An 18,645-nucleotide genomic window follows, 5' to 3' on the forward strand; every position below is an offset into this window, starting at 1 on the left:
ATGCGTCCCTTCCTCAGAGGGGACGCGACGCCCAATAGAGATGGCAGGGCGGCAGGTTACGCCATTCAAAGCCCGTCGCGACCTGCGCGAAACGACCCTCCAGCAGCGGCCCGACGGCCTGGCGCATCTGATAGGCGAGGAAAAGCCCCTCAGGCGCCAAGGCCCGCACGCTCACCCCCATCAACCCCTCCCCCCGATCCCGAGACAGCGTCGAAAAAGGTAGGCCGGAAAGGATGCAATCCGCCTCGTCCAGTCCATGATCGGCCATGATGTCCAGGACAGCGTCGGCTGAACCGCTCACGGCGATCAGGCGCCTGTCCGGGGTCGCCTCCCGCAAATGATCGATGAACGCCGCGCTGGTGTCGATAGCCAGCAACCGCGCGTGAGCCGGCAGGCGATCCAGCAGGGCGCGAGTGAATATGCCGGTGCCCGGCCCATATTCGACGACGCAATTCAACCGGCTCCAGTCGACGGGCGAAAGCATGGTGTCGACCAGGAAACGCGAAGCTGGAAAGGCGGAACCCACGGCCAGAGGATTTTTGAAGAACTCCCGAAAGGCGAGAGCCAGGAATTCCGGACCGCGACTTTCATTCAGCCGGTCTTGAACCACCCTGTTTTCGAACGATGCCGCCACGATTGCTCATTCTCCCATCACCCCTGCGCACGAGAGGCTTTTCGGGGAAACCCGTGGAGTCTGCACCAGGTTCCTGGAAAATCGTCTGACATGGATCAAGACATGCTCGCGGATCGGCGCAAGAAAGGTGACAGCCACCGATATTCAGCTATCCAATGGATCGGCCTTCCGGATTCGAACTGGAAGCAACGGAGAACATCGAAATGCGGCAGATCAATCCGATGACGGTTGCACTGGGCTATTGGAGCCTCGGCCTGGAAGCCGCCATGGTGATCGGCCTGCGCATGCCGAAGCTGCTGGCCGGCAATCCGGCGGCCGCAATCGAGGCGCAAAGGATGGTCTCAGAGAAAATCGAAGCCGTGGCCCAGTTGCAATGGAAGGCAATGACCGGCGCCCTGGGCACGACGCCGCTTTCCGTCATGCAGGCATCCACCGCGCATTACCGCAAGGCGGTGGGGAAGAACCGCCGCCGCCTCGCCCGGCAGTAGCTTACCTTCAGGCAAGAAAGTCCATCACCGCCAGCCGAGAGCCGCTCATCAGCTTGACGAGCGCTTCGCTGTGCGGCGGCGGCGCGGCCGTTTCGGGGTGGAAGGCAGGGCTGCCGACAATCTTCCGCATGAAAAGCCTCCTCCTCAAGCCACAGCGCGAGCCCGTGCCGAAAAAGCTTCTTCGCTGGAAGCATCGGCCTTCTGGAGTTCGAAATCGAAGGCGATGGTGGCGGTGTCGCCCTGCCGGTTGGGGACGGGCAGCAGGCCTTCCCGTGTGCCGAAGGCGAAATCGTCCGCCGCGAACGGATCGTCGCCAAAGTTGATCTGCGTCGTCAGCATGCGATAGCCGGGCGCCTCGATGAAGAAATGGACATGGGCCGGACGGTTGCCGTGGCGGCCCAGCGCCTGCATCAGCCGGTCGGTCGCGCCGCCCGGAGGCACGCTATAGCCGTTCGGCATCTTCGAATGGAAGGCATAGCGCCCGTCGCCGCCGATCCTGATGCGGCGGCGGTTGTTGAAAGGGGTCTGCTCGCCGGTCGGGTCGAAATGGGAATACCAGCCTTGGGAATTGGCGTGCCAGACATGCAGGATCGCGCCGTTGACCGGCTCGCCGTCCGGCCCCTTGATCACGCCGCTCATATAGAGCGTGCCGGTGTCGTCGGCATCGTCGGACAAATTGACGTCGCCCTCCACCAATGGCGCGCCCGCGACATAGAGCGGCCCTTCGATGGTGCGCGGCGTGCCCCCGGTCCTACCCGCTTCGGTATCCTTGGCGTCCATGAAAAGGTCGATGAAATGTTCCAGGCCGACGCCCGGCACGATCAGGCCGAATTCGGCCGCGCCATTCTGGAAATATTGGATCGCGGCCCAGAATTCGCTCTCCGTCACGTCATGGCGCACGATGGTCTTCATCACCGCTTCCACCAGATCGCGGGTGATGGCCTTCAACCGTTTGTCGCCACCCTCTGCATCAAGGCCGCTGGCACGATCCAGCAGGGTCTGGACCGCCGGGGAATTCACGAAATCTTCGGTCATCATGCCTCTCCAAATGGTTGAATATCAGCGATCATCGTCATGAATGAATGGAGGATGGCGGCAGAGCGCCGTCACCCAGCGGCGGCGTCATGGGTTTTCCGCTCAGCTCCGATTTCATGCCGAAAAGCTATCGGGCGCGCCCGGATCGATGCTTTCGACGCGCTGTATCAGCCGGGCGGCCATGGACGAGCGGACCGGGCGGCCCGCGATGACCTTGCGCCAGCTATTATAGCTGATGCCGAAACGCGCGTTCAGCGCCTCATCGGTCCTGCCGGTTTCCAGATGCAGCATGCGATCCACCACATCCTTGCCGATGACGATCAGGCCGGACCTCTTCGCCTCATTCATGTGGATCACGCCTGCGGGCCATATTGCTGGCGCACCAGTTCGGCCACGCCCATGCGCTCCAGGATCGGCGTCGGGCAAAGGAAAGTGACCCGGACGACGCCCGGCAGGCGGCTGATCTCGATCGATCCCGCGATCGTCGCCCGGTTCAGGATTTCGTCATAGGGCAATCCCGTCACCTCGGCGGCGCGGGCGAGGCCGTTTTTGGTCGCGTCGTTCAGCGTCGGTCCCGAACCGATGAAGGTGATCGGCCCATTATCCTCGATCCTTTTCTGGCCGTAGCGTTCGGCCAGACGCCCCACCGCCGCGCTTTCCTCCCGGCTCATCGGCTGCGCCAGGAAGGGCAGGTCGTCGCGATGCTGCAACAGGATCGGGCCGTCCAGTTTCAGCCCCTTGATCACCTTCACTTCCAGTTCGACCACGCCCGACACGTCGGTGGCGTGCCCCGCAATCTCGCCATTGCCCTGCTGCGCATGCATGTCGCCCATATAGACGCCACCGCCCGGCACCTTGACCGGGCAGATGAGAATCGCGCCCTCCCGCACCGAATTGGTGTCCATATGGCCGTCGGTCTTGTGCCGGTCGAGTTCCTCCTGCGTGAAGCTGTAGCCGTGCGGCGCGTCGATCAGGAAGGAGCCGAAATCCCCCGCATTGTGCGAATCCGGCAGGTCACGTGACGGCACCGTGCCGATATTGCCGAGGAAGGGTCGCATGCGGCTGGCGAGACCGGCGATATCCGCCCGCGCCAAAGCGAGGATCGAATGCTGGTGCGACTGGTCCGGCATGGCCGCGACGTTGCGGGCGTCCCCAGCGATCCGTTCCGCAACATCCTTGCCGACGGTCAGGGACACGTTGTTCTCCCGGTCCAGCACGATGACATAGCCGTTGGAAAAGCGGAACGCATTGACTTCCGCGCCGCAATTGTCGCACCGGACCGCCTCTTCCCCGATCCCTTCTATATGGCTGGACGGCGCGGTCGTGCCGCAGCTTGGGCAGAGCTTCGCGACGAAGGGATCGCCCACATAGCGCCCCTCGACAAATTCCATGACGCCCGAGGAGGTGGCGAGCGAGGTGACGCGCACCGTCTTCAACTTGATGGCGATGGCGTCTCCCACCTCCGCGCCCTCGACCAGCACCGGGCGGGTGACTTCATGGCCGCCCTGGAATTTCGGGGTGATCATCGGGCCCCAGCAGCCCGGCGGCGTGCCGGTGCGGATCGTGCCGCCATCGCGAACCGTCCCGGCCGGTTCGATGCCCGGCCCGACGATCCCGCCGCTATAGTCGTAAACCTCGATATGCGATCGTGCGTCAGACATTGGAATTACCCTTGCTTTCTGTGGGAACGCTCAGAGCGCGGCATCGCCATCCATGCGCACGAACCGCCTGGCGTCGAAGCTGAAGGGAACGGCGCTGCTGCCGCTATAAAGCTCATGATGGGGCGAGGCTTCGGCAAAGGCGCAGGCCAGCAGGAAGAGATTATGGACATCCTCCGGCATGCCGGTGGCGGGATGGTCCGACAGCAGGCGCAATATCTCATCGAGGCGCGGCATCATCGCGTCGTACAGCGCCTTGAAATCGGCGGCGGTGGTGGTCCAGCGGATTTCGCTGCGTTCATTCTCGCTCGGGCGCGCCCAATGGGCGGCAAGCGGCGCCAGATCGGCAAAGGGCGCGGGAAGGATGGGGTTCGTCATGCTATGGTTCCTCAGGCCGCGAGATAGGTGTCGAGGGTGCGCGCCGCGTGGCGGATCAGGAATTCCTGGTCCATCAACTGCATCTCGTCGATCGATCCGGACATGATGCCGGCGAAAGTGTCTTCCATGGTGGCGGTGTCTTCAAGCCAGGCGTTGCGGTGCAGCGCGTTCACATGCTGCTGCGCCACCTGTTCCGCCGCGCTCTGGGCTGGCCGGAAATAGTTGATGCCTTCCCAGAGCGTCCGCCCATGATCGAGCGGCCAGAACTGGTGGGTGAAGAAGGACATGCCCGGATAGCCGCAGCCCGACGCCAGATGGATGATGAAATTGGGGAACAGATTGGGCAGCTCGAACTGGAAATCCGCCCGCCGTTCCGGGTTGATCGCGGGCGGCAACTGATCGGGGCGCGGACGGTGGCGCTCGGTCGTGCTCAGCATCGACGCGAAGGCCAGCGTCGAGGGCGCGGTGTCCATGCCCGCCCCATAGATGGTGGAGGAGGCGTGCGGGCCCATCAGCTTGAAATCGCTATGCTCCACCCCCTTGAAGCCCGGCAGCGACCCCGCATGGATGGTCGGCACATGATAGCCCTCGCTGAAGGCATAATGCGCGACCTTCCAGTTGCAGTTCAGCACGGTCGAATAGCGGAAGGCAGTGGTCGATTCCGCATAGGGATAACCGCCGAACAGCTTGCCGAAATCGCCCAGATATTCGGTCAGCGTCTGAGCCGGTTCGGCGTCGAAATTGATGAAGACGAAGCCTTCCCAACTATCGCAATGGATTTCGCGCAGGCCAAGGCATGCCGTGTCGAGCTTGCCGAATTTTTCCTTCATCGGCACCGACCGCAGCGGTCCATCGGTCGAGAAGACCCAGCCATGGAACCGGCAGGTCACCACATTGGCGCGCGACCGGCCGAAGGTTTCGAAGCCACTGGTCGGAACCACCTTGTTCCCGCGATGGGTGCAGACATTGTGGAAGGCCCGGATCTGGCCGTCCTTGCCGCGCACGATCAGCACGGACGCATCGGCCACGGGCAGTTCCTTGACCTTATAATCGCCTATGTTCGGAATCTCCCAACTTGTCGCGACCTTCAGCCAAGTCTTCCGGAAGATCTTTTCGCGTTCTAGCTCGTAAATGGCCGGATCGCTGATCGCCCGCACCGAAACCGGATCGATGCCGAGTTCGTCGCGAATGTCATCGACGCTGCGATTAATATGGCGCAGATCTCCCGCCGTGCATGTCCTAGTCATGATTCTCTCCGAAAATTCCAGTGAAGTCTGCCGCTTCTTATCGAGCAGGCGCTAGGACCAGAGGGCAGCCATCATCCCCTGGCCGCAATCAAACGCATGGCGGATCATGCATCGGCCAAAGCGGCGGGTTTCTCACGCCAGCCATCGGGATAATGGGATATGAGATCGGCCCGCAATTCCAGCGCGCTGAAGCGCCAATTTCCCTCCCTCTTCCGCGCTTCCGCGACATAACGCCCGCCAATCCAATAGGCCCGCCCGCTTGCCGAAGTGGCGACTTCCCACAGCATGAATTCGACGGCGGCCCTGTCATGGCCAGTATCAAGCGTCACCTTGGGCGAGACCAGATAATGCAGGGTCCATTTAAAGCCCTGATCGGCATTGCCAGCGACCCCGTGCGCGATCGTCTCGCCGCCCGACAAACTGCCATATCGGTCGATCTGGAAGACCGCATCCTCCGTGAACAACGGCCGCAGCATCTGAGCCGATGGCCCCGCATCGAAGGCCCGCGAAAGATCGACGATCAACGTGTCGATGTCGCGCAGCGCCTCCAGACGTTCGACCTTGCGTTCCAATGTTTCCGGCATGGCATCCTCGCCCGGTAAAGGGGCGCCGGAACCCGGCGCCGCCATGATTTCAGAAGGTCCGGCGCGCGCTCAGGAACCATTCGCGGGGACGTCCGAACGCGCCCTCGGTGATCCCGCCGAAGGAATCCACGAAGCCGGAGCCGAGATAGACCTCCTTGGTCAGATTCTTGACGCCCAGGGTGATCAGCCAGCTTTCGGGCTCATCGCTATAGCCGATCGAGGCGTTCACCAGATGATAGCCCTTCTGGATCAGCAGCGGGCTGTTCACCGCGTCATTATAGACCTTCGAACGATAGGACCAGTCGACCCGCGGCGTGAACTTGCCCACGCCATCCACCCGGATGTCGTAGGACACGCCGGCGCTCAGCGTCCACTTCGGCGCATTTTGCAGATGGGAATCCTTGGTCACGCCGCTGTTGAGGGCGCGGATGTCCACCTGACGATATTTGGCGTCGAGATAGCCGAGCCCCGCCTCCAGCCTGAGCGCCTCGGTCGGGCGCGCCTGCAATTCGAGTTCCAGACCCTTGATCCGCGCCTTCGCGGCGTTCTGGATGATCGGCGCGAAGCCCAGGCGCGGATCGTTCACCGTGATCTGCAGATCGTCATAATCGTTGATGAACGCCGCGCCGTTCAGCCGCAGCCGCCGGTCGAGCAGGTCGGACTTGAAGCCGACTTCATAGGTCGTGCTCGTCTCCGGCCGGAAGGACGGGATATTGGCGAAGGGCGGGAAGACGCGCTGGGTGAAGCCGCCGCCCTTGAACCCTTGCGAATAGGATGCGTAGGTCAGGAATTCGGGCGACCAGCGATAGGAAAGGCTGGCCATCGGCGTCCAGGCGCGATCCTTGATCGTCGTGCGTCCGGGCGGGCCCATCAGCGGATCGCCGTCCTGAAGGCCCGAACCGTCAGGATTGAAGGGCTGGCCGGTCAGGAAGCCCGCCGCCACGACATATTGGTTGCCATTGTCGAAAGTCTTCCTGTCCTCGGTCCAGCGTATGCCGCCCGTCAGGCTGAGATTGTCAACGATCTCGAACGTCGCCTGACCGAAGGCGGCAAGGCTTCGTCCATCGAGGATCGCACCGCTCATGAAGACGGCATCGATGAGGTTGACGAGATCCTGATGGTTTCCGCTTTCCTTGGAATAATAGCCGCCGACCACCCAGTTCAGGCGGTTGTCGAACGCATCGCCGGTCAGTTGCAACTCTTCCGAAAACTGGTCCTGCTTCCAGTCGCTCTTGGTCTGGACGATGCTGGCGGGGCTATGGTCGGAATCGCGGGTCCAGAAACCCGTCACCTTGCGATAGGCGGTGATGGACTTGGCCGTCACATTCTCGCCCAGCCGCCATTCCACCGTGCCGGAAACGCCCCAGATGTTGAGGTCGGACGCGGATTGATAGCGGCGCTTCCCGAAATTGTCGAAGGTGCTGGAAATCGCCCGGAACGTTCCGCCATGGCGATAGGGCGCCTGCGCCCACTGGCTGTTGTAGCAGCGCGTGTCGGAAAGCCGGGCCGGATTGGAAAGATCGGTGCAGATGCTGGCCGCGCCGGAATAGAGGCCGTTCCAGACCTGCGCCGCCGGTGCGTTCTCATCGACCGCCAGCATGACGTTGGGCGCGGTTTCCTCCCGCGAACGCGTGCCGTCGACGGCGATGTTGATGGAAAGGTTGCTCGTCGGTTCAAGCCGAACCGCAAAGCGGCCCGCCATCGTGTTGGTGTCGCCCAGGTCCGGCGCCAGCGGCACCGTGCCCTTCACATAGCCTTCGCGCAGATGATAGAAGCCGGAGAAGCTGGTATAGACCCCCTCCGCCAACGGCACGTCGATCGATCCCTTGATCTGCACCCGGTTGTAGCTTCCCGTGGTCAGTTCCAGGCTGGCGCCCAGATCGTCGGCGGGCTTCTTCGTCACCACGCTCACCGCGCCGCCGATGGTGTTGCGGCCGAACAGCGTACCTTGCGGACCGCGCAGCACCTCGATGCGCTCGACATTGAGCACGTCGAGGACGTTGCCGACGCCGCGCGAAATATAAACGCCGTCGAGATATAGTCCTACGCCCGGATCGGCAGAGAGCTGATAGTCATTCTGCCCGATGCCGCGAATGAAGATCGCCGCCGTGGCGTTACTGGCGGAAACGGGAACCGAGCTGTTGAACTTCACATTCGGCGTGAAGTCACCGATCTGGGTGACATTGTCGATCCCGCGCTGTGCCAGACCTTCCGACGTCACGGCCGAGATGGAGATCGGCGTGTCCTGGAGCGATTCCGCCCGGCGGCGGGCGGTGACCGTGATTTCCTCGATACCGGCGCTCTGGTTCGCTGCCGGATCTTCCGGCGCTTGCTGCGCCAGAACGGGCGTTCCGGAGGCCAGCGCCAGGCCAGCCATCAGCGCGCGAAACGAACCGGACTGCAAGCACTGGGCAGCACGGCCGGATGATATGGGTTTGCAGGTTTCAGCTTCCATTTTTTTGACTCCCCGTCTCGATTGGCATTTTGTTTTTCTGATACCGCCCAGTCCCCGAAAGGTGCGGTCACCGCCCTTGCTGGACGCCCGCATCTAATCGAACCCAGATCGGCCAGGCGCGCTAGCCTGATCCTGCGACGTTCGACATCTGAGCGCGACGGAGTGCAAAGCGACGAAAAAGGCGTTTCTTCCCACTCCCGACCCATCGCGCCTTTGATGCGCCCCCAGGCTAAGGTGCACCGGAACGGGCTAGCGGGGCAAGGCGCGCGCCGACATCATCCATGCCGAATTCACGCATTCGGGAAGCGGCGGACGCGGCGACCGATCACAACAGCAAGGACAGGATGATGAACGAAGCGCATCGCTGGTTACACGAACATCCCGAACTGGGATCGGGTCCGATCTCCATCGAACCCTATATCGACCCGGACTGGTACGAACTGGAGCGGGAGAAGATATTCAGGAAGGTCTGGCTGTGCGTCGGGCGCGTCGATGAAATCCCCAACAAGGGCGATTATAAGGTCAAGCGCTTGGCCGCCGCCGACACGTCGATCATCCTGATGCGCGGCAAGGATGATGTCGTGCGCGCCCACCACAATGTCTGCGCGCATCGCGGCAACACCGTCGTCACCGAAACCGGCCCGGAAACCTTCGGCCGCAGCAGGGCGGCCATCGTCACCTGCCGCTTCCACGGCTGGGTCTATGGCGCGGACGGCGCGTTGAAGCATGTGCCGAGCGAGGAACGCTTCTACCAATGTTTCGACAAGCGGAAGAACGGCCTGTCCCCGATCCACACCGACTTCTGGGAAGGGTTCATCTTCGTCAATCTGGCCGAAACGCCGGACAACAGCCTGGCGGAATATCTGGGCGATTATGCCGCGCATTTCGCCGGATTCCCCTTTGCCGAACTCAGCTATCAATTCACCTATCACACCGAACTGGAATGCAACTGGAAGGTCGCGCATGACGCCTTTGCAGAGGCCTATCATGTCGACACCATCCATGCCGGGTCGTTCCCCAACACTTTCTCGACCGGGCTGCAAAATGTGAAGCTGATGGGGCCGCACCGGAGCTGCGCCGTCTGCCTCACCCTGGGCGCGAAGCCGACGCCGGTGGCGGGCATCGCCAATAGCATCGCGGGCGCATCGCTCGTCACGCAGCGCGCCGAAACGATGCTGCCGCCCGCCATCAACCCCGACAAGAGGGACGATTTCGCGTTCGAACTGAGCGTGCTCTTCCCCAACACGCTGATCCATGTGTCGGAAGGCATCTGGTTCACCCACCAATTCTGGCCGATCGCCCATAACCGGACATTGTGGGAGGGGCGCTATTATGTCCGCCCTCCCAAGACCAATGCCGAACGCTGGGCCATCGAACATGCGATGACGCTTCAGCGCAACGCCTGGCTGGAGGACACCGCCACCATGGAGGACACGCAACGGGCGATGCAGTCGCGCGCCAAGCTGGTCCAGAACCTTCAGGACGACGAAATCCTCATCCGCCACAGCGCCGCCGTGGTCGATCAATATGTCAATGCGTGAGGGGGAAGTGACCATGACGCAATCCATACTGCCTGCGGGCTTCGAAGACCTCTCCCCTTGCCTCGACTGGAACCTGCCGACCGCCGACGAGCGGCAGCGCAAGCGGCAGGGGTCGAGCGCGGCGGAACTGCGCACCTTTTACGACCGGATGCTGCCGCGCCTTTCCGACGCGTTGGCGGAGGTCGACCGTTTCCCGCTGGGCGCGCTGCCGGAGAGCCATCACGCGCTCTACAATCTGGCGCTGTCGCTTGCCGAGGTGGCGCCGCATATCGAGCTTTATTCCGGCTCGCCCGGCGTGCCCTATGCGTTCGAGGAGGCGCGGTTCATCGCCGTCCATGGCGGGCAGGAGACGTGGCGCGGTCTCAGCCCGATGGCGACCGCCTGACCATGGCGAGGACGGCCCATCTCTCCGTCGAGGAACGGCTGTTCCGGATCGAGGCGCGCCAGGAGATAGAGGATCTCGTGGCGCGTTACGGCCATGGCGCGGACCGGAAGAACGATCCGGCGATCATGCAGCCGCTGTTCCATGCCGACGCCATCTGGTCGGCGGAGGGCTTCGCCACTTTCCACGGCTCCGACGCGATTGCCGAAGGGCTCGCCCGCATCGCCGCCGAGGCCGTGCTGTGGTCGATCCACTATATGGTCGCCCCCTATGTCGAATTTGCGGAGGACGGCCGGTCGGCGCGCTGCCGATGGTATCTGTGGGAATTGTCCACCATGGCCGGGGACTCCGGCCCGGAAGATCGCTGGCTGGGCGGCTGGTACGACAGCGTTGCAAGATATGAGGAAGAAGAATGGAAATTCGCGTCTGTGAAGCTGGACCTCAGGATCCAGGGGGTGGCCACGCCGCCCTGGATGGTCAAGAAGGCGTTCGATCAATGATCCGGCTGTGCGCGGTGGAGGATCTGAGCGAAGACGAGGTTCATCGGGTCGAACTGGACGGCGACCATGGGATCGCCGTCTACCTGCTGGACGGCGAAGTATTCGCGACCGACGACCTGTGCACCCATGGCGAAGCGTCGCTGGCGGAGGGAGAGATCGAGGACGGCAAGATCGTCTGCCCCTTCCACCTCGGCAGTTTCGACATAAGGACCGGCGCGGCCTGCGCCGCCCCCTGCTCGATCGCGCTCAAAACCTACACTGTGGAGATTATCGACGGCGCGGTGCATATCGCGGGCTGAGAGAGTCTGTTTGGAAATGCGCCGTCCGGCGCATAGCCGTACCAGCCCTCTCCCCCACCCGGTCAGCCCTTCAGTTGCCGCAAGGTGGCCGAAGGCCGCTCCCCAAAGCGCTCCGCATAGTCGCGGGCGAATTTGCTGAGGTGGCTGAAACCGCAGGTAAGGGCCACATCGGTGACGCTATGCCCCTCCTCGACGCCGCCCAGCAACATCTTGCGCGCCAGGTCGAGCCGCACATTTTTGAGATAGACCATCGGCGTGACCCCGCGAAAACGGCGGAAACCGGCGTGCAGGGACCGCGCGCTGACGCCCGAAATCTCGATCATGTCGATCAGCGAAATCGCCTCGCACGCATGGCCCCGGACGAAATCCTCGACGCGCCGGACATAATAGGGCGCAGGGCCGGAGGGGGCGGAATCGAACAGGTCGGAATGGTTGTGCGGGACCGCGGCGAGCAGCAGGCGCTTGAGCGCATCCTCCACCGCTCCGCTGGCGCGGGGATGGGTATAGCCGGTCAGGCCATAGTCGATGTCGTCGCATATGGTGCGGACGAGATGGGCGAACGCCTGGGCGGCGCCGACCAGCGGCACGGGCCGGGTCGAAAAGACCAGATCGTCCGGCCGGAAGCCCAGCTCGTTCGCCAGCACCTGTTCCAGGTCGGCCTTCGGGATCTTGATGGTGAAATGCTTGTAACCCGCGTCGAACGTCTGCCGGAAATGCGAATTGGGGGCGAGCACGCACATCTGGCCGGGCGCCAGGCTGAAACTGTCCTTGTCATGGGTGATGAAGGAGGTGCCGGTCAGCGAAAATTGCACCAGATAGCTCTCGCCCATCTGGGGCACGTCGATGGAGATGCGGCCGAAGGGATTGCCATAATCCTGCGCGTTGAACGTCAGCGCCTTGAGCTGGGCCTGATTGTGGCGAAAGTCGATCGGCGGGCGCCCGCCCTGGACATCCAGCCGATGGGGGCAGAACATCCGGCTCATATGCGCTTCGACATCGCCGGCGTCGGTGCTGCTGAACCTGTTCCACTGCACGAGCGGAAGCGCCTCTCCATTCCAGAAGCGGTTCGGCGTGGCCATTTGAGTCAGCATGCTCGTCCCTCCCGGCGCGTTTCCGGCGCAGATGCGGACATATTCCCCCTGATGCGACGGATCATTGACGCAGCCCTCCCTTCGCCTTTTCATGATGACACTCCGATTACAAGGCCGGGTCAAGCCTGGCGCGCCAAAAGGCCGCATTATGGGGGCAGCGCCTGCGGTAACGGGATAGTTGCCGGACAGATTATCGCCCAGATTCCCCGAAACGCCATGAAAGACGGCGCGGCGTGTCCCCCGGTCACGCATTTGGGAGAATCGAGTTGAACGATCAAATCGCCGTGGACGTCCTCATCATCGGCGGCGGCCATGCGGGCGCGCATCTGGCCATTTCGCTGCGGCAGAAGGGCTTTGCCGGAAGCATCGCGATCGTCAGCGACGAACACAGCTTGCCCTATGACCGCCCTCCCCTGTCCAAAGCCTATCTGATCGGCAGCATGCAGATCGACCGGCTGCTGCTGCGGGACAGCGATTATTGGGCCGAGCAACAGGTGCGCTTCGAACTGGGGTGCAGGGTGAGGTCGCTCGATCCCGCCGGCAAGCGGGTCGAACTGGACGATGGCCGGGTCGTCCGGTTCGGGTGGTGCGCGCTGGCGACCGGCGGGAAAGTGCGGCACCTTCGCTGCCCCGGTTCGGATCTTGCGGGCCTCTATTATCTGCGCACCGTCGCGGATGTGGATGCGATCCGCGAGGGGCTCCGCAATGGCGGGCGCATCGGCATCATCGGGGCGGGATATGTGGGGCTGGAGGTCGCGGCGGCGGCGCGCGAGATGGGGCATGAGGTCGTCGTCATCGAAGCGCAACCCCGCGTCCTCCAGCGCGTCACCTCACCTGCAGTGTCCGACTTTTTCGAACGCCAGCATCGCAACCGGGGCGTCGAGCTGCGCCTGGGCGAGCAAGTCGCGGGCTTTTCCGGCGAGGATCGCGTGTCAGCCGTCAGATTGGGATCGGGCGAGGAAATTCCCGTCGATCTGGCGATCATCGGCATCGGCATCGATGCCGACACGGCGCTGGCGGAAGAGGCGGGCATCGCTTGCGACGGCGGCGTGCTGGTGGATGAATATTGCCGGACGTCGGCGGAGGGCGTTCTGGCCATAGGCGACTGCGCCCGGCATCCCAATCCGTTCGCCGGGGGCTTGTGGCGGCTGGAATCCGTGCAGCATGCGATGGACTCCGCGGCCATCGCCGCCGACACCATCATGGAGGCGCCGACCGAATATCGGGCGCTGCCGACATTCTGGTCCGATCAGTTCGACCTCAAGCTGCAATCCGCCGGGCTCAACAAGGATGCCGACGACATCGTCCTGCGCGGCGACCGGGAAAATGGCTCGTTCACTGTCATCTACTTGCGGCAAGGCCGCGTGGTGGCGGTCGATGCGATCAACAATGCAAAGGATTTCATGGGCGCCCGCGCACTGATCCTGAAGGGGATTGCGGTCGACCGGGCGAAGCTGGCGGATATTTCCGTCCCCCTGAAGATGGCGGCGCAGACGGATCGGGTCGCGTCATGAACGCCCTCTGGAACGCAGCAGCCACCAGAGAATAGCTGCCCAGAAGGACCAGCATTCGCAGTCGGCCCGATATCGCAGGCCGCAAGCATGGGGTTGGCCTACCTCCTTCGCCCGCTCGCCGGTGCGGGGCTGTGGCCTCTCGCTGGCGGCTGGTCCGGATCGGCGCATCAGGGGCAAGGACCGTCTAAGCAGCATGACGGCGGCCCGGTGCGAGGCGCTGATAGGCGGAAAACAGCCTGCCGAAATGATCGTCCATGGTCATGACCGACGGCGCCAGGGCAGAGGCGTGGCGGCGCTGTTCGGCGGGGCCGCCATTCACGAAATCGACGATGGCGGCGGCCAGGCTGTCGGCCTGAGCGGCGCGATAGAGCAGGCCACCACCGCTGCGGGCCTGGTCCGAAGCGCCCCCTTCGTCGGGCACGATGACCGGCAGGCCGCTGGCCCGCGCTTCCGCCGCGACCATGCAGAAAGTCTCCGCCTCGCAGCCATGGACGAGCGCGTCGGCGCTGGCGAGCAGTTCGGCCAGCGCGGGCCGGTCGTGCATCGGCGCCAGAAGCTGGATATGCGGATTATTGGCGGCAGCGCGGCGGACCCGCGCCCGTTCCCGCCCGTCACCCACCAGCACCAGCCCGACCGGCGTGGCAAAGCCCGCCGACGTGACCGCCTCTATCACCATCGGCCAGCGCTTTTCGGGCGCATGGCGGCCGACCCCCAGCAGCAGCGTCGCATCGGGACCGAGGCCGCAGCGCTCCAGCAGCCGGGCGCGCAGCCGTTCGTTGCGCCGCGTGGGGCTGAAATGGCCGGGCTCCACGCCCATGGGCAGGGTCACGACGCGCTTCAGGCGCCCCGCCTCCAGCCGTTGGGACAGGCTGTTGCTGGCGCTGACGACCATGTCGAAACTCTCGTCCAGCCGCCGCAAATGCCGCCAGAACCAGTCGAAGCCCCGGTCGATCCGCTCCCGGCTCAGCACCTGGCCGAACCAGCGATAGGCATAGGCGGACAGCGGATCGGCATGCATGATGAGGGCGCGGGGCGCATCCCCCCGCCAACGCGCCACCATCGCGGCGCTGCCCCAGGGCGATGACGCTTCGACCAGATCGGGTTGCAGCCGGTCGAGCATGGCGTGGAGCGACTGTTCATCATCGAAATAGGAATAGCGCCGGTCCAGCGGGAAACGCCGCGCGGGCAGCATGACGATCTTGCCGCCGCCCGCCTCCACCACCCGGTCGCTGTCGGACGGGGCCAGGATGATGATCTCATGCCCCGCCTGCGCCCCGGCGCGCAGCTTGCGTTCCACATAGGTCTTCACCCCGCCGCCGCTGGGCGCGTAGAAGGCGCAGACATCGACGATGCGCATCGGATTATTTCTCCGCTGGGCCGAAGGAAAAAAGTCCCCGGCGATAATTGACGGTGATTGTGATGCGCGTGGGGCCGCTGCCCACGGGCGCGCTGGCAGCGGCGGCATGGGGCTTGGACCAGCCGATCTTCGGATTGCCCGCAAAGCCGATGCCGTCGATCGACAGGGAAAAGCGGCGATTGGCGTCGCGGTCATGCAGCAGGCTGAGCGCATAGCTGCCGGGGCCGGGCGCGCGAATGCACAGCTCCACCGGGCCGGATGGCGGCACCGGCTCCTCGACCCGGCGGAACGGCTTGCCCGCGGCGATCAGAATATTGTCGTCCGCCAGGAAATCCGCGTCGTTCGCGGGATAAAGTTCCAGCTTCAACCGCCCCTTGCGGTCCTTGAGGCCCGCCACCTCGACCAGATAGGCGGAGCCTTTTTCGTCCGGGCGGCATTGCCCCTCGGCCTTGCCCAGATCGGGCGTGGAGGGAATCGCCGCGCTGGCGAGGAAGAGGGTCGCGATCATTGCGCCCGGCTTTCCCGCAGCAATCCGGTCGCCCCCAGCGTGATGCCGACCAGCAGATGCGCCGCCAGGATCAGCGACGCCATCAGCGCCATGGCCGACACGATCTCGCTGTCGCGCCCGATCAGGAAGGCGGCCATGCCTGCGAACACCACATCCTTGTTCGGCAGGAAGGGCAGGCGCGAGACCAACTGCCGCAGCGTACCGAGCAATATCCACCAGCTAAGCGCGATGTCGGGCAGCAGCATGTGCCACATCATCGCCGCCAGCACCGTCGTCGCGACGATGCGCAGCAGATGGATCGCCGCGACCATCCACAGCGCCTTTCGCGGCAGGGTGAACAGCCGCTTGCGCAGCAGCATGGCGACCAGCGACGTCGCCAGCACGAAGAGTATCGACCCGCCCACTTCCCATGTGTTGAGCCGCGCATCGACCGCGCCCAGCAGCGGCACGGCGAAGGCCACCATCACCAATGTCACGCCATTGCCCACCAGCGCGGACAGGATCGTCACATCCTTGATCGCGCCGAAGGGGGCGGTGGTGATCTTCGCATGGCGCCGGGCCCAGGCGTAGAAATAGACCTCCCCCAGATAGCCGAGCAGGATTTCATTGCTGACCAGCTTGCGCAGCAGCGCGGCGAAGCCGTCCGGCGGGATCGACCAGAGGCGGCGGAAGATCACCCATTCGGACAGCGGCCCGGCCAGATAATAAAGCGCGAAGGCGGCCCAGAAGGCGATGCCGCCCGGCACCAGCGCCCAGAGGCTGGCGGGATCCAGCCCACGGAACTGGTGCAGCGCGACCACGAGGATCAGCACCGAAACCAGCGGCCCGGCCCAGCGGGTCCAGTTGCGGCCCGACTGGATCAGCGGCCGGGGATCGAGCAGGGCCGGGTCGATCGGTGCGGCAGGCGGCGGCATGAGGCCTGTGGAACTGTTGCCGGTCATGAAAGGCTCGTCATCATTGGCGGGATGGGGTCGCGGCGCGGCTGACCAAGCGCCCCGGTCGGGCATGAGGCGCTTTTGGCGCTTGTCATCGCCGCGAAGCTGTCGAGATAGGCGGCGGAGGCGGCCTCCAGCGTGAAGCGGCGCGCTTGGGCGAGGCTGGCGGCGCTGTCCTGCGGCAAGGGCGCATCGGCCAGAGCGGCGGCAAAGACGTGGACGTCGCCCACCGGGACGAGGCGGCCGAGCGCGCCGTCGCCAAGCAGCGACCGCATCGCCGCGCTGCATTGCGTGGCGATGACGGGAAGGCCGACGGCCAGCGCCTCCAGCAGCGCGGCAGGCACGCCTTCATAATCGGAGGACAGCAGGAAGGCGTCCGCCTGCCCGATCTGCAGGGCCGGATCAGGAACATGACCCATGAAACGGACCCGATCAGCGATGCCGAGGCGTTGCGCCCGGCTTTGCAGCGCCTTGCGTTCCGGGCCGTCTCCGAAGACCAGCAGGCGGTCATCGGACCGTGCCGCCTGGGCGAAGGCTTCGAGCATCAGCGGAAAATTCTTCTGCCGCGCCAGACGGCCGATGGCGACGAACAGACGTCCTTTGCGCCCCTCATCCGGCTGCCGGGCGGCGCGCAGCCGGTCGATCTGCGCCCGCGACAGGGCGGGATCGGGGACGATGCTGATCGCCCGTTTCACCGGGCGCGCAAGTTCGGCTATTTCGCGCTCCAGACCCGGCGCCATGGCGACGAAATGATCGATGAACCGGCCCTGGACGCGCAGCCATAGCCGGTAGGCCATGCGCGCCGGCCAGATCATGTCGCGCCGTTCGAGATCGTTGCTGATCTTGGCCAGGACCGGCGGGCAGGCGCGGCCCAACAGCAGCTTCATCGCCACGGCGACCACGGCATAGCTGTTGCCCGCGCAGAACAGGGCGTCGGGCCGCGTCCGGCGGATGAAGGCGGGCAGCGTCGCGATCATCCAGAGCGTTTCGAAGCCCGCGACGGAGAAAGACGGCTGGCGCGGGACATGATGGTCGAGGCTGTCGCCCAGCTCCGCCCGCATGGCGCCGTCGATGCGGCCCAGGAACAGCGGCGCGTCGACGCCCTGCTCCCGCCAGCGCCGCACCAGCCGCAGCGCCACGCGCTCGACCCCGCCCGGCTCGAAACTGTGGAGGAAGGTGAGAATGCGCATGGATCAGTTCGCCAACAGGTCGCCATAGCGGGCGGGCAGATGGGTGCGCCCCAGCCGCCACAGCACGCGATCGATGCTGGCGAGCAGCGCGGGGACATGCGCGTCGCCCGGATGCACGGCGACCCGCGCCACCGGCGCATGGCGCAGCACCGGCGGCAACACCCGCGCCGCCAGCAGAGAAGATGCGATGCGCGCCCGGCTGCGGCTGGCCCAGGTGATGACCGGGCCACGCGCCAGCACCTTGCCCGATGGCGGATGCCAGACCTTCATATGATCCTCCGCCAGCGCGAAACCGCATTGCCCCAGCGCATCGAGCGCGGGCGCGCCATAAAGCCAGGCGGGTGCGACGAACCCCGCCACCGGACGGCCAGTGATCTGTTCGATAAGGTCGCGTCCATCGGTCATGCGCCGCGCCGCGGTCGCGCCGTCCAGACCCAGAAATTCGCCCTCTCCGGCGGTCATGTGGCGCGCCTTGAACCGCGCGACGGGCTGATCGTGAACGGTCCTGTCCTGGTGGAACCAACCATGGGCGAACATGCTGATCCCCGCATCCGCCCATGCGCGCAGCCGCGCCGCGAAAGGGGAACCCACCGCCAGAGGATGCCGTCCCCAATGGTCGGGCACGACCAGCATCGCCAGGTCTGCCGGGCCGACATGGCGCATCATCCGATCCAGCAGCAGGTCCACTTCCGTTTCGAAACGGGGACCAACATCATGAATGGAAAGAAGAAGCCGCTTCATGACAGGTCAACGCCCCCCGAAACCCTATGCATTACCAGCGGCCCTATGATTGTCGGGGATGACGGCATTATTACAAAGTCGATCACAAGCGCTCTTTCACTCTCGCAA

At 64.4% G+C, this 18,645-nt stretch carries 21 protein-coding genes; 6 read left to right on the forward strand and 15 right to left on the reverse strand.

Translation table 11 applies throughout. The features are described from left to right. Window positions 1-13: 13 nt before the first annotated feature. Window positions 14-634, reverse strand: a complete 621-nt coding sequence (locus VVT58_RS19565; RefSeq protein ID WP_327753922.1) for a methyltransferase domain-containing protein — start codon at window positions 632-634, stop codon at window positions 14-16. A 203-nt stretch (window positions 635-837) separates the two neighbouring features. Between VVT58_RS19565 and VVT58_RS19570 the strand changes: the two genes are divergently transcribed. Next, complete coding sequence (locus tag VVT58_RS19570; protein WP_087575235.1) at window positions 838-1,122, forward strand: hypothetical protein; 285 nt, start codon at window positions 838-840, stop codon at window positions 1,120-1,122. 7 nt (window positions 1,123-1,129) lie between these two features. On the opposite strand, the gene VVT58_RS19575 is transcribed toward VVT58_RS19570, so the two are convergent. The 8 genes from VVT58_RS19575 to VVT58_RS19610 form a co-directional block, all read right to left on the reverse strand. Next, complete coding sequence (locus VVT58_RS19575; RefSeq protein ID WP_257721825.1) at window positions 1,130-1,252, reverse strand: hypothetical protein; 123 nt, start codon at window positions 1,250-1,252, stop codon at window positions 1,130-1,132. Between the two features lie 14 nt (window positions 1,253-1,266). After that, window positions 1,267-2,157, reverse strand: a complete 891-nt coding sequence (locus VVT58_RS19580) for a dioxygenase (RefSeq protein WP_327754032.1) — start codon at window positions 2,155-2,157, stop codon at window positions 1,267-1,269. A 114-nt stretch (window positions 2,158-2,271) separates the two neighbouring features. Beyond that, on the reverse strand, window positions 2,272-2,505 hold the full coding sequence (locus tag VVT58_RS19585) for a hypothetical protein (RefSeq protein WP_327753923.1): 234 nt from the start codon (window positions 2,503-2,505) through the stop codon (window positions 2,272-2,274). Window positions 2,506-2,510: 5 nt separating this feature from the next. Next, window positions 2,511-3,818: an acetamidase/formamidase family protein gene (locus VVT58_RS19590; RefSeq protein WP_087573108.1), complete on the reverse strand. Its 1,308-nt coding sequence runs from the start codon at window positions 3,816-3,818 to the stop codon at window positions 2,511-2,513. A gap of 30 nt (window positions 3,819-3,848) precedes the next feature. Continuing rightward, the gene (locus VVT58_RS19595) at window positions 3,849-4,193 is read right to left on the reverse strand and encodes a hypothetical protein (protein ID WP_327753924.1); all 345 of its coding nucleotides are present in this window, start codon (window positions 4,191-4,193) and stop codon (window positions 3,849-3,851) included. An 11-nt stretch (window positions 4,194-4,204) separates the two neighbouring features. Further along, on the reverse strand, window positions 4,205-5,440 hold the full coding sequence (locus VVT58_RS19600) for an SRPBCC family protein (protein WP_327753925.1): 1,236 nt from the start codon (window positions 5,438-5,440) through the stop codon (window positions 4,205-4,207). A gap of 104 nt (window positions 5,441-5,544) precedes the next feature. Further along, the gene (locus VVT58_RS19605; RefSeq protein WP_327753926.1) at window positions 5,545-6,069 is read right to left on the reverse strand and encodes a nuclear transport factor 2 family protein; all 525 of its coding nucleotides are present in this window, start codon (window positions 6,067-6,069) and stop codon (window positions 5,545-5,547) included. 4 nt (window positions 6,070-6,073) lie between these two features. Next, window positions 6,074-8,479 carry a TonB-dependent receptor gene (locus tag VVT58_RS19610; protein WP_087573105.1) on the reverse strand — a complete coding sequence of 802 codons (2,406 nt, stop codon included), beginning with the start codon at window positions 8,477-8,479 and terminating at the stop codon, window positions 6,074-6,076. Between the two features lie 281 nt (window positions 8,480-8,760). Here VVT58_RS19610 and VVT58_RS19615 point away from each other — a divergent pair, with 281 nt between their 5' ends. From VVT58_RS19615 to VVT58_RS19630, 4 genes are read left to right on the forward strand one after another with little or no spacing between them, the layout of a single operon-like run. Then, window positions 8,761-10,020, forward strand: coding sequence for an aromatic ring-hydroxylating dioxygenase subunit alpha (locus VVT58_RS19615; protein WP_327753927.1), 1,260 nt, complete (start codon window positions 8,761-8,763; stop codon window positions 10,018-10,020). Between the two features lie 13 nt (window positions 10,021-10,033). Then, window positions 10,034-10,405: a hypothetical protein gene (locus VVT58_RS19620; protein ID WP_327753928.1), complete on the forward strand. Its 372-nt coding sequence runs from the start codon at window positions 10,034-10,036 to the stop codon at window positions 10,403-10,405. Next, window positions 10,372-10,902, forward strand: a complete 531-nt coding sequence (locus tag VVT58_RS19625) for a nuclear transport factor 2 family protein (RefSeq protein ID WP_327753929.1) — start codon at window positions 10,372-10,374, stop codon at window positions 10,900-10,902. Before VVT58_RS19620 ends, VVT58_RS19625 begins: the two co-directional genes overlap by 34 nt. Further along, window positions 10,899-11,201: a non-heme iron oxygenase ferredoxin subunit gene (locus VVT58_RS19630; protein WP_066562408.1), complete on the forward strand. Its 303-nt coding sequence runs from the start codon at window positions 10,899-10,901 to the stop codon at window positions 11,199-11,201. Before VVT58_RS19625 ends, VVT58_RS19630 begins: the two co-directional genes overlap by 4 nt. A 62-nt stretch (window positions 11,202-11,263) precedes the next feature. On the opposite strand, the gene VVT58_RS19635 is transcribed toward VVT58_RS19630, so the two are convergent. Further along, on the reverse strand, window positions 11,264-12,292 hold the full coding sequence (locus tag VVT58_RS19635) for an AraC family transcriptional regulator (RefSeq protein WP_087573103.1): 1,029 nt from the start codon (window positions 12,290-12,292) through the stop codon (window positions 11,264-11,266). Window positions 12,293-12,558: 266 nt separating this feature from the next. Here VVT58_RS19635 and VVT58_RS19640 point away from each other — a divergent pair, with 266 nt between their 5' ends. Further along, a complete protein-coding gene (locus tag VVT58_RS19640) occupies window positions 12,559-13,806 on the forward strand; it encodes an FAD-dependent oxidoreductase (protein WP_327753930.1) in 1,248 nt (415 codons plus the stop codon). A gap of 184 nt (window positions 13,807-13,990) precedes the next feature. Here the strand turns inward: VVT58_RS19640 and VVT58_RS19645 are convergent, their stop codons facing one another. The 5 genes from VVT58_RS19645 to VVT58_RS19665 are packed head-to-tail and all read right to left on the reverse strand — an operon-like array spanning window position 13,991 to window position 18,537. Further along, a complete protein-coding gene (locus tag VVT58_RS19645) occupies window positions 13,991-15,163 on the reverse strand; it encodes a glycosyltransferase (RefSeq protein ID WP_327753932.1) in 1,173 nt (390 codons plus the stop codon). A 4-nt stretch (window positions 15,164-15,167) separates the two neighbouring features. Beyond that, on the reverse strand, window positions 15,168-15,671 hold the full coding sequence (locus tag VVT58_RS19650) for a DUF2141 domain-containing protein (protein ID WP_327753933.1): 504 nt from the start codon (window positions 15,669-15,671) through the stop codon (window positions 15,168-15,170). Continuing rightward, window positions 15,668-16,612, reverse strand: a complete 945-nt coding sequence (locus tag VVT58_RS19655) for a hypothetical protein (RefSeq protein WP_327753934.1) — start codon at window positions 16,610-16,612, stop codon at window positions 15,668-15,670. Before VVT58_RS19655 ends, VVT58_RS19650 begins: the two co-directional genes overlap by 4 nt. After that, window positions 16,609-17,796 (reverse strand): glycosyltransferase, encoded by a 1,188-nt coding sequence (locus VVT58_RS19660; protein WP_327753935.1) that lies wholly within the window; start codon window positions 17,794-17,796, stop codon window positions 16,609-16,611. The genes VVT58_RS19655 and VVT58_RS19660 overlap by 4 nt, the downstream gene beginning before the upstream one ends. A 3-nt stretch (window positions 17,797-17,799) precedes the next feature. Then, window positions 17,800-18,537, reverse strand: a complete 738-nt coding sequence (locus tag VVT58_RS19665) for a polysaccharide deacetylase family protein (RefSeq protein ID WP_327753936.1) — start codon at window positions 18,535-18,537, stop codon at window positions 17,800-17,802. Between the last annotated feature and the right edge of the window lie 108 nt (window positions 18,538-18,645).

It is taken from the genome of Sphingobium sp. SJ10-10, from assembly GCF_036038995.2.
GTDB lineage: Bacteria > Pseudomonadota > Alphaproteobacteria > Sphingomonadales > Sphingomonadaceae > Sphingobium.

Excerpts from the sequence above, each read along its gene's own strand:
- VVT58_RS19570 (WP_087575235.1), top strand. The coding sequence starts at position 838 with ATGCGGCAGATCAATCCGATGACGGTTGCACTGGGCTATTGGAGCCTC.
- VVT58_RS19575 (WP_257721825.1), bottom strand. The coding sequence starts at position 1,252 with ATGCGGAAGATTGTCGGCAGCCCTGCCTTCCACCCCGAAACGGCCGCG.
- VVT58_RS19580 (WP_327754032.1), bottom strand. The coding sequence starts at position 2,157 with ATGACCGAAGATTTCGTGAATTCCCCGGCGGTCCAGACCCTGCTGGAT.
- VVT58_RS19585 (WP_327753923.1), bottom strand. The coding sequence starts at position 2,505 with ATGAATGAGGCGAAGAGGTCCGGCCTGATCGTCATCGGCAAGGATGTG.
- VVT58_RS19590 (WP_087573108.1), bottom strand. The coding sequence starts at position 3,818 with ATGTCTGACGCACGATCGCATATCGAGGTTTACGACTATAGCGGCGGG.
- VVT58_RS19595 (WP_327753924.1), bottom strand. The coding sequence starts at position 4,193 with ATGACGAACCCCATCCTTCCCGCGCCCTTTGCCGATCTGGCGCCGCTT.
- VVT58_RS19600 (WP_327753925.1), bottom strand. The coding sequence starts at position 5,440 with ATGACTAGGACATGCACGGCGGGAGATCTGCGCCATATTAATCGCAGC.
- VVT58_RS19605 (WP_327753926.1), bottom strand. The coding sequence starts at position 6,069 with ATGGCGGCGCCGGGTTCCGGCGCCCCTTTACCGGGCGAGGATGCCATG.
- VVT58_RS19610 (WP_087573105.1), bottom strand. The coding sequence starts at position 8,479 with ATGGAAGCTGAAACCTGCAAACCCATATCATCCGGCCGTGCTGCCCAG.
- VVT58_RS19615 (WP_327753927.1), top strand. The coding sequence starts at position 8,761 with ATGCCGAATTCACGCATTCGGGAAGCGGCGGACGCGGCGACCGATCAC.
- VVT58_RS19620 (WP_327753928.1), top strand. The coding sequence starts at position 10,034 with ATGACGCAATCCATACTGCCTGCGGGCTTCGAAGACCTCTCCCCTTGC.
- VVT58_RS19630 (WP_066562408.1), top strand. The coding sequence starts at position 10,899 with ATGATCCGGCTGTGCGCGGTGGAGGATCTGAGCGAAGACGAGGTTCAT.
- VVT58_RS19635 (WP_087573103.1), bottom strand. The coding sequence starts at position 12,292 with ATGCTGACTCAAATGGCCACGCCGAACCGCTTCTGGAATGGAGAGGCG.
- VVT58_RS19645 (WP_327753932.1), bottom strand. The coding sequence starts at position 15,163 with ATGCGCATCGTCGATGTCTGCGCCTTCTACGCGCCCAGCGGCGGCGGG.
- VVT58_RS19650 (WP_327753933.1), bottom strand. The coding sequence starts at position 15,671 with ATGATCGCGACCCTCTTCCTCGCCAGCGCGGCGATTCCCTCCACGCCC.
- VVT58_RS19655 (WP_327753934.1), bottom strand. The coding sequence starts at position 16,612 with ATGACCGGCAACAGTTCCACAGGCCTCATGCCGCCGCCTGCCGCACCG.
- VVT58_RS19660 (WP_327753935.1), bottom strand. The coding sequence starts at position 17,796 with ATGCGCATTCTCACCTTCCTCCACAGTTTCGAGCCGGGCGGGGTCGAG.
- VVT58_RS19665 (WP_327753936.1), bottom strand. The coding sequence starts at position 18,537 with ATGAAGCGGCTTCTTCTTTCCATTCATGATGTTGGTCCCCGTTTCGAA.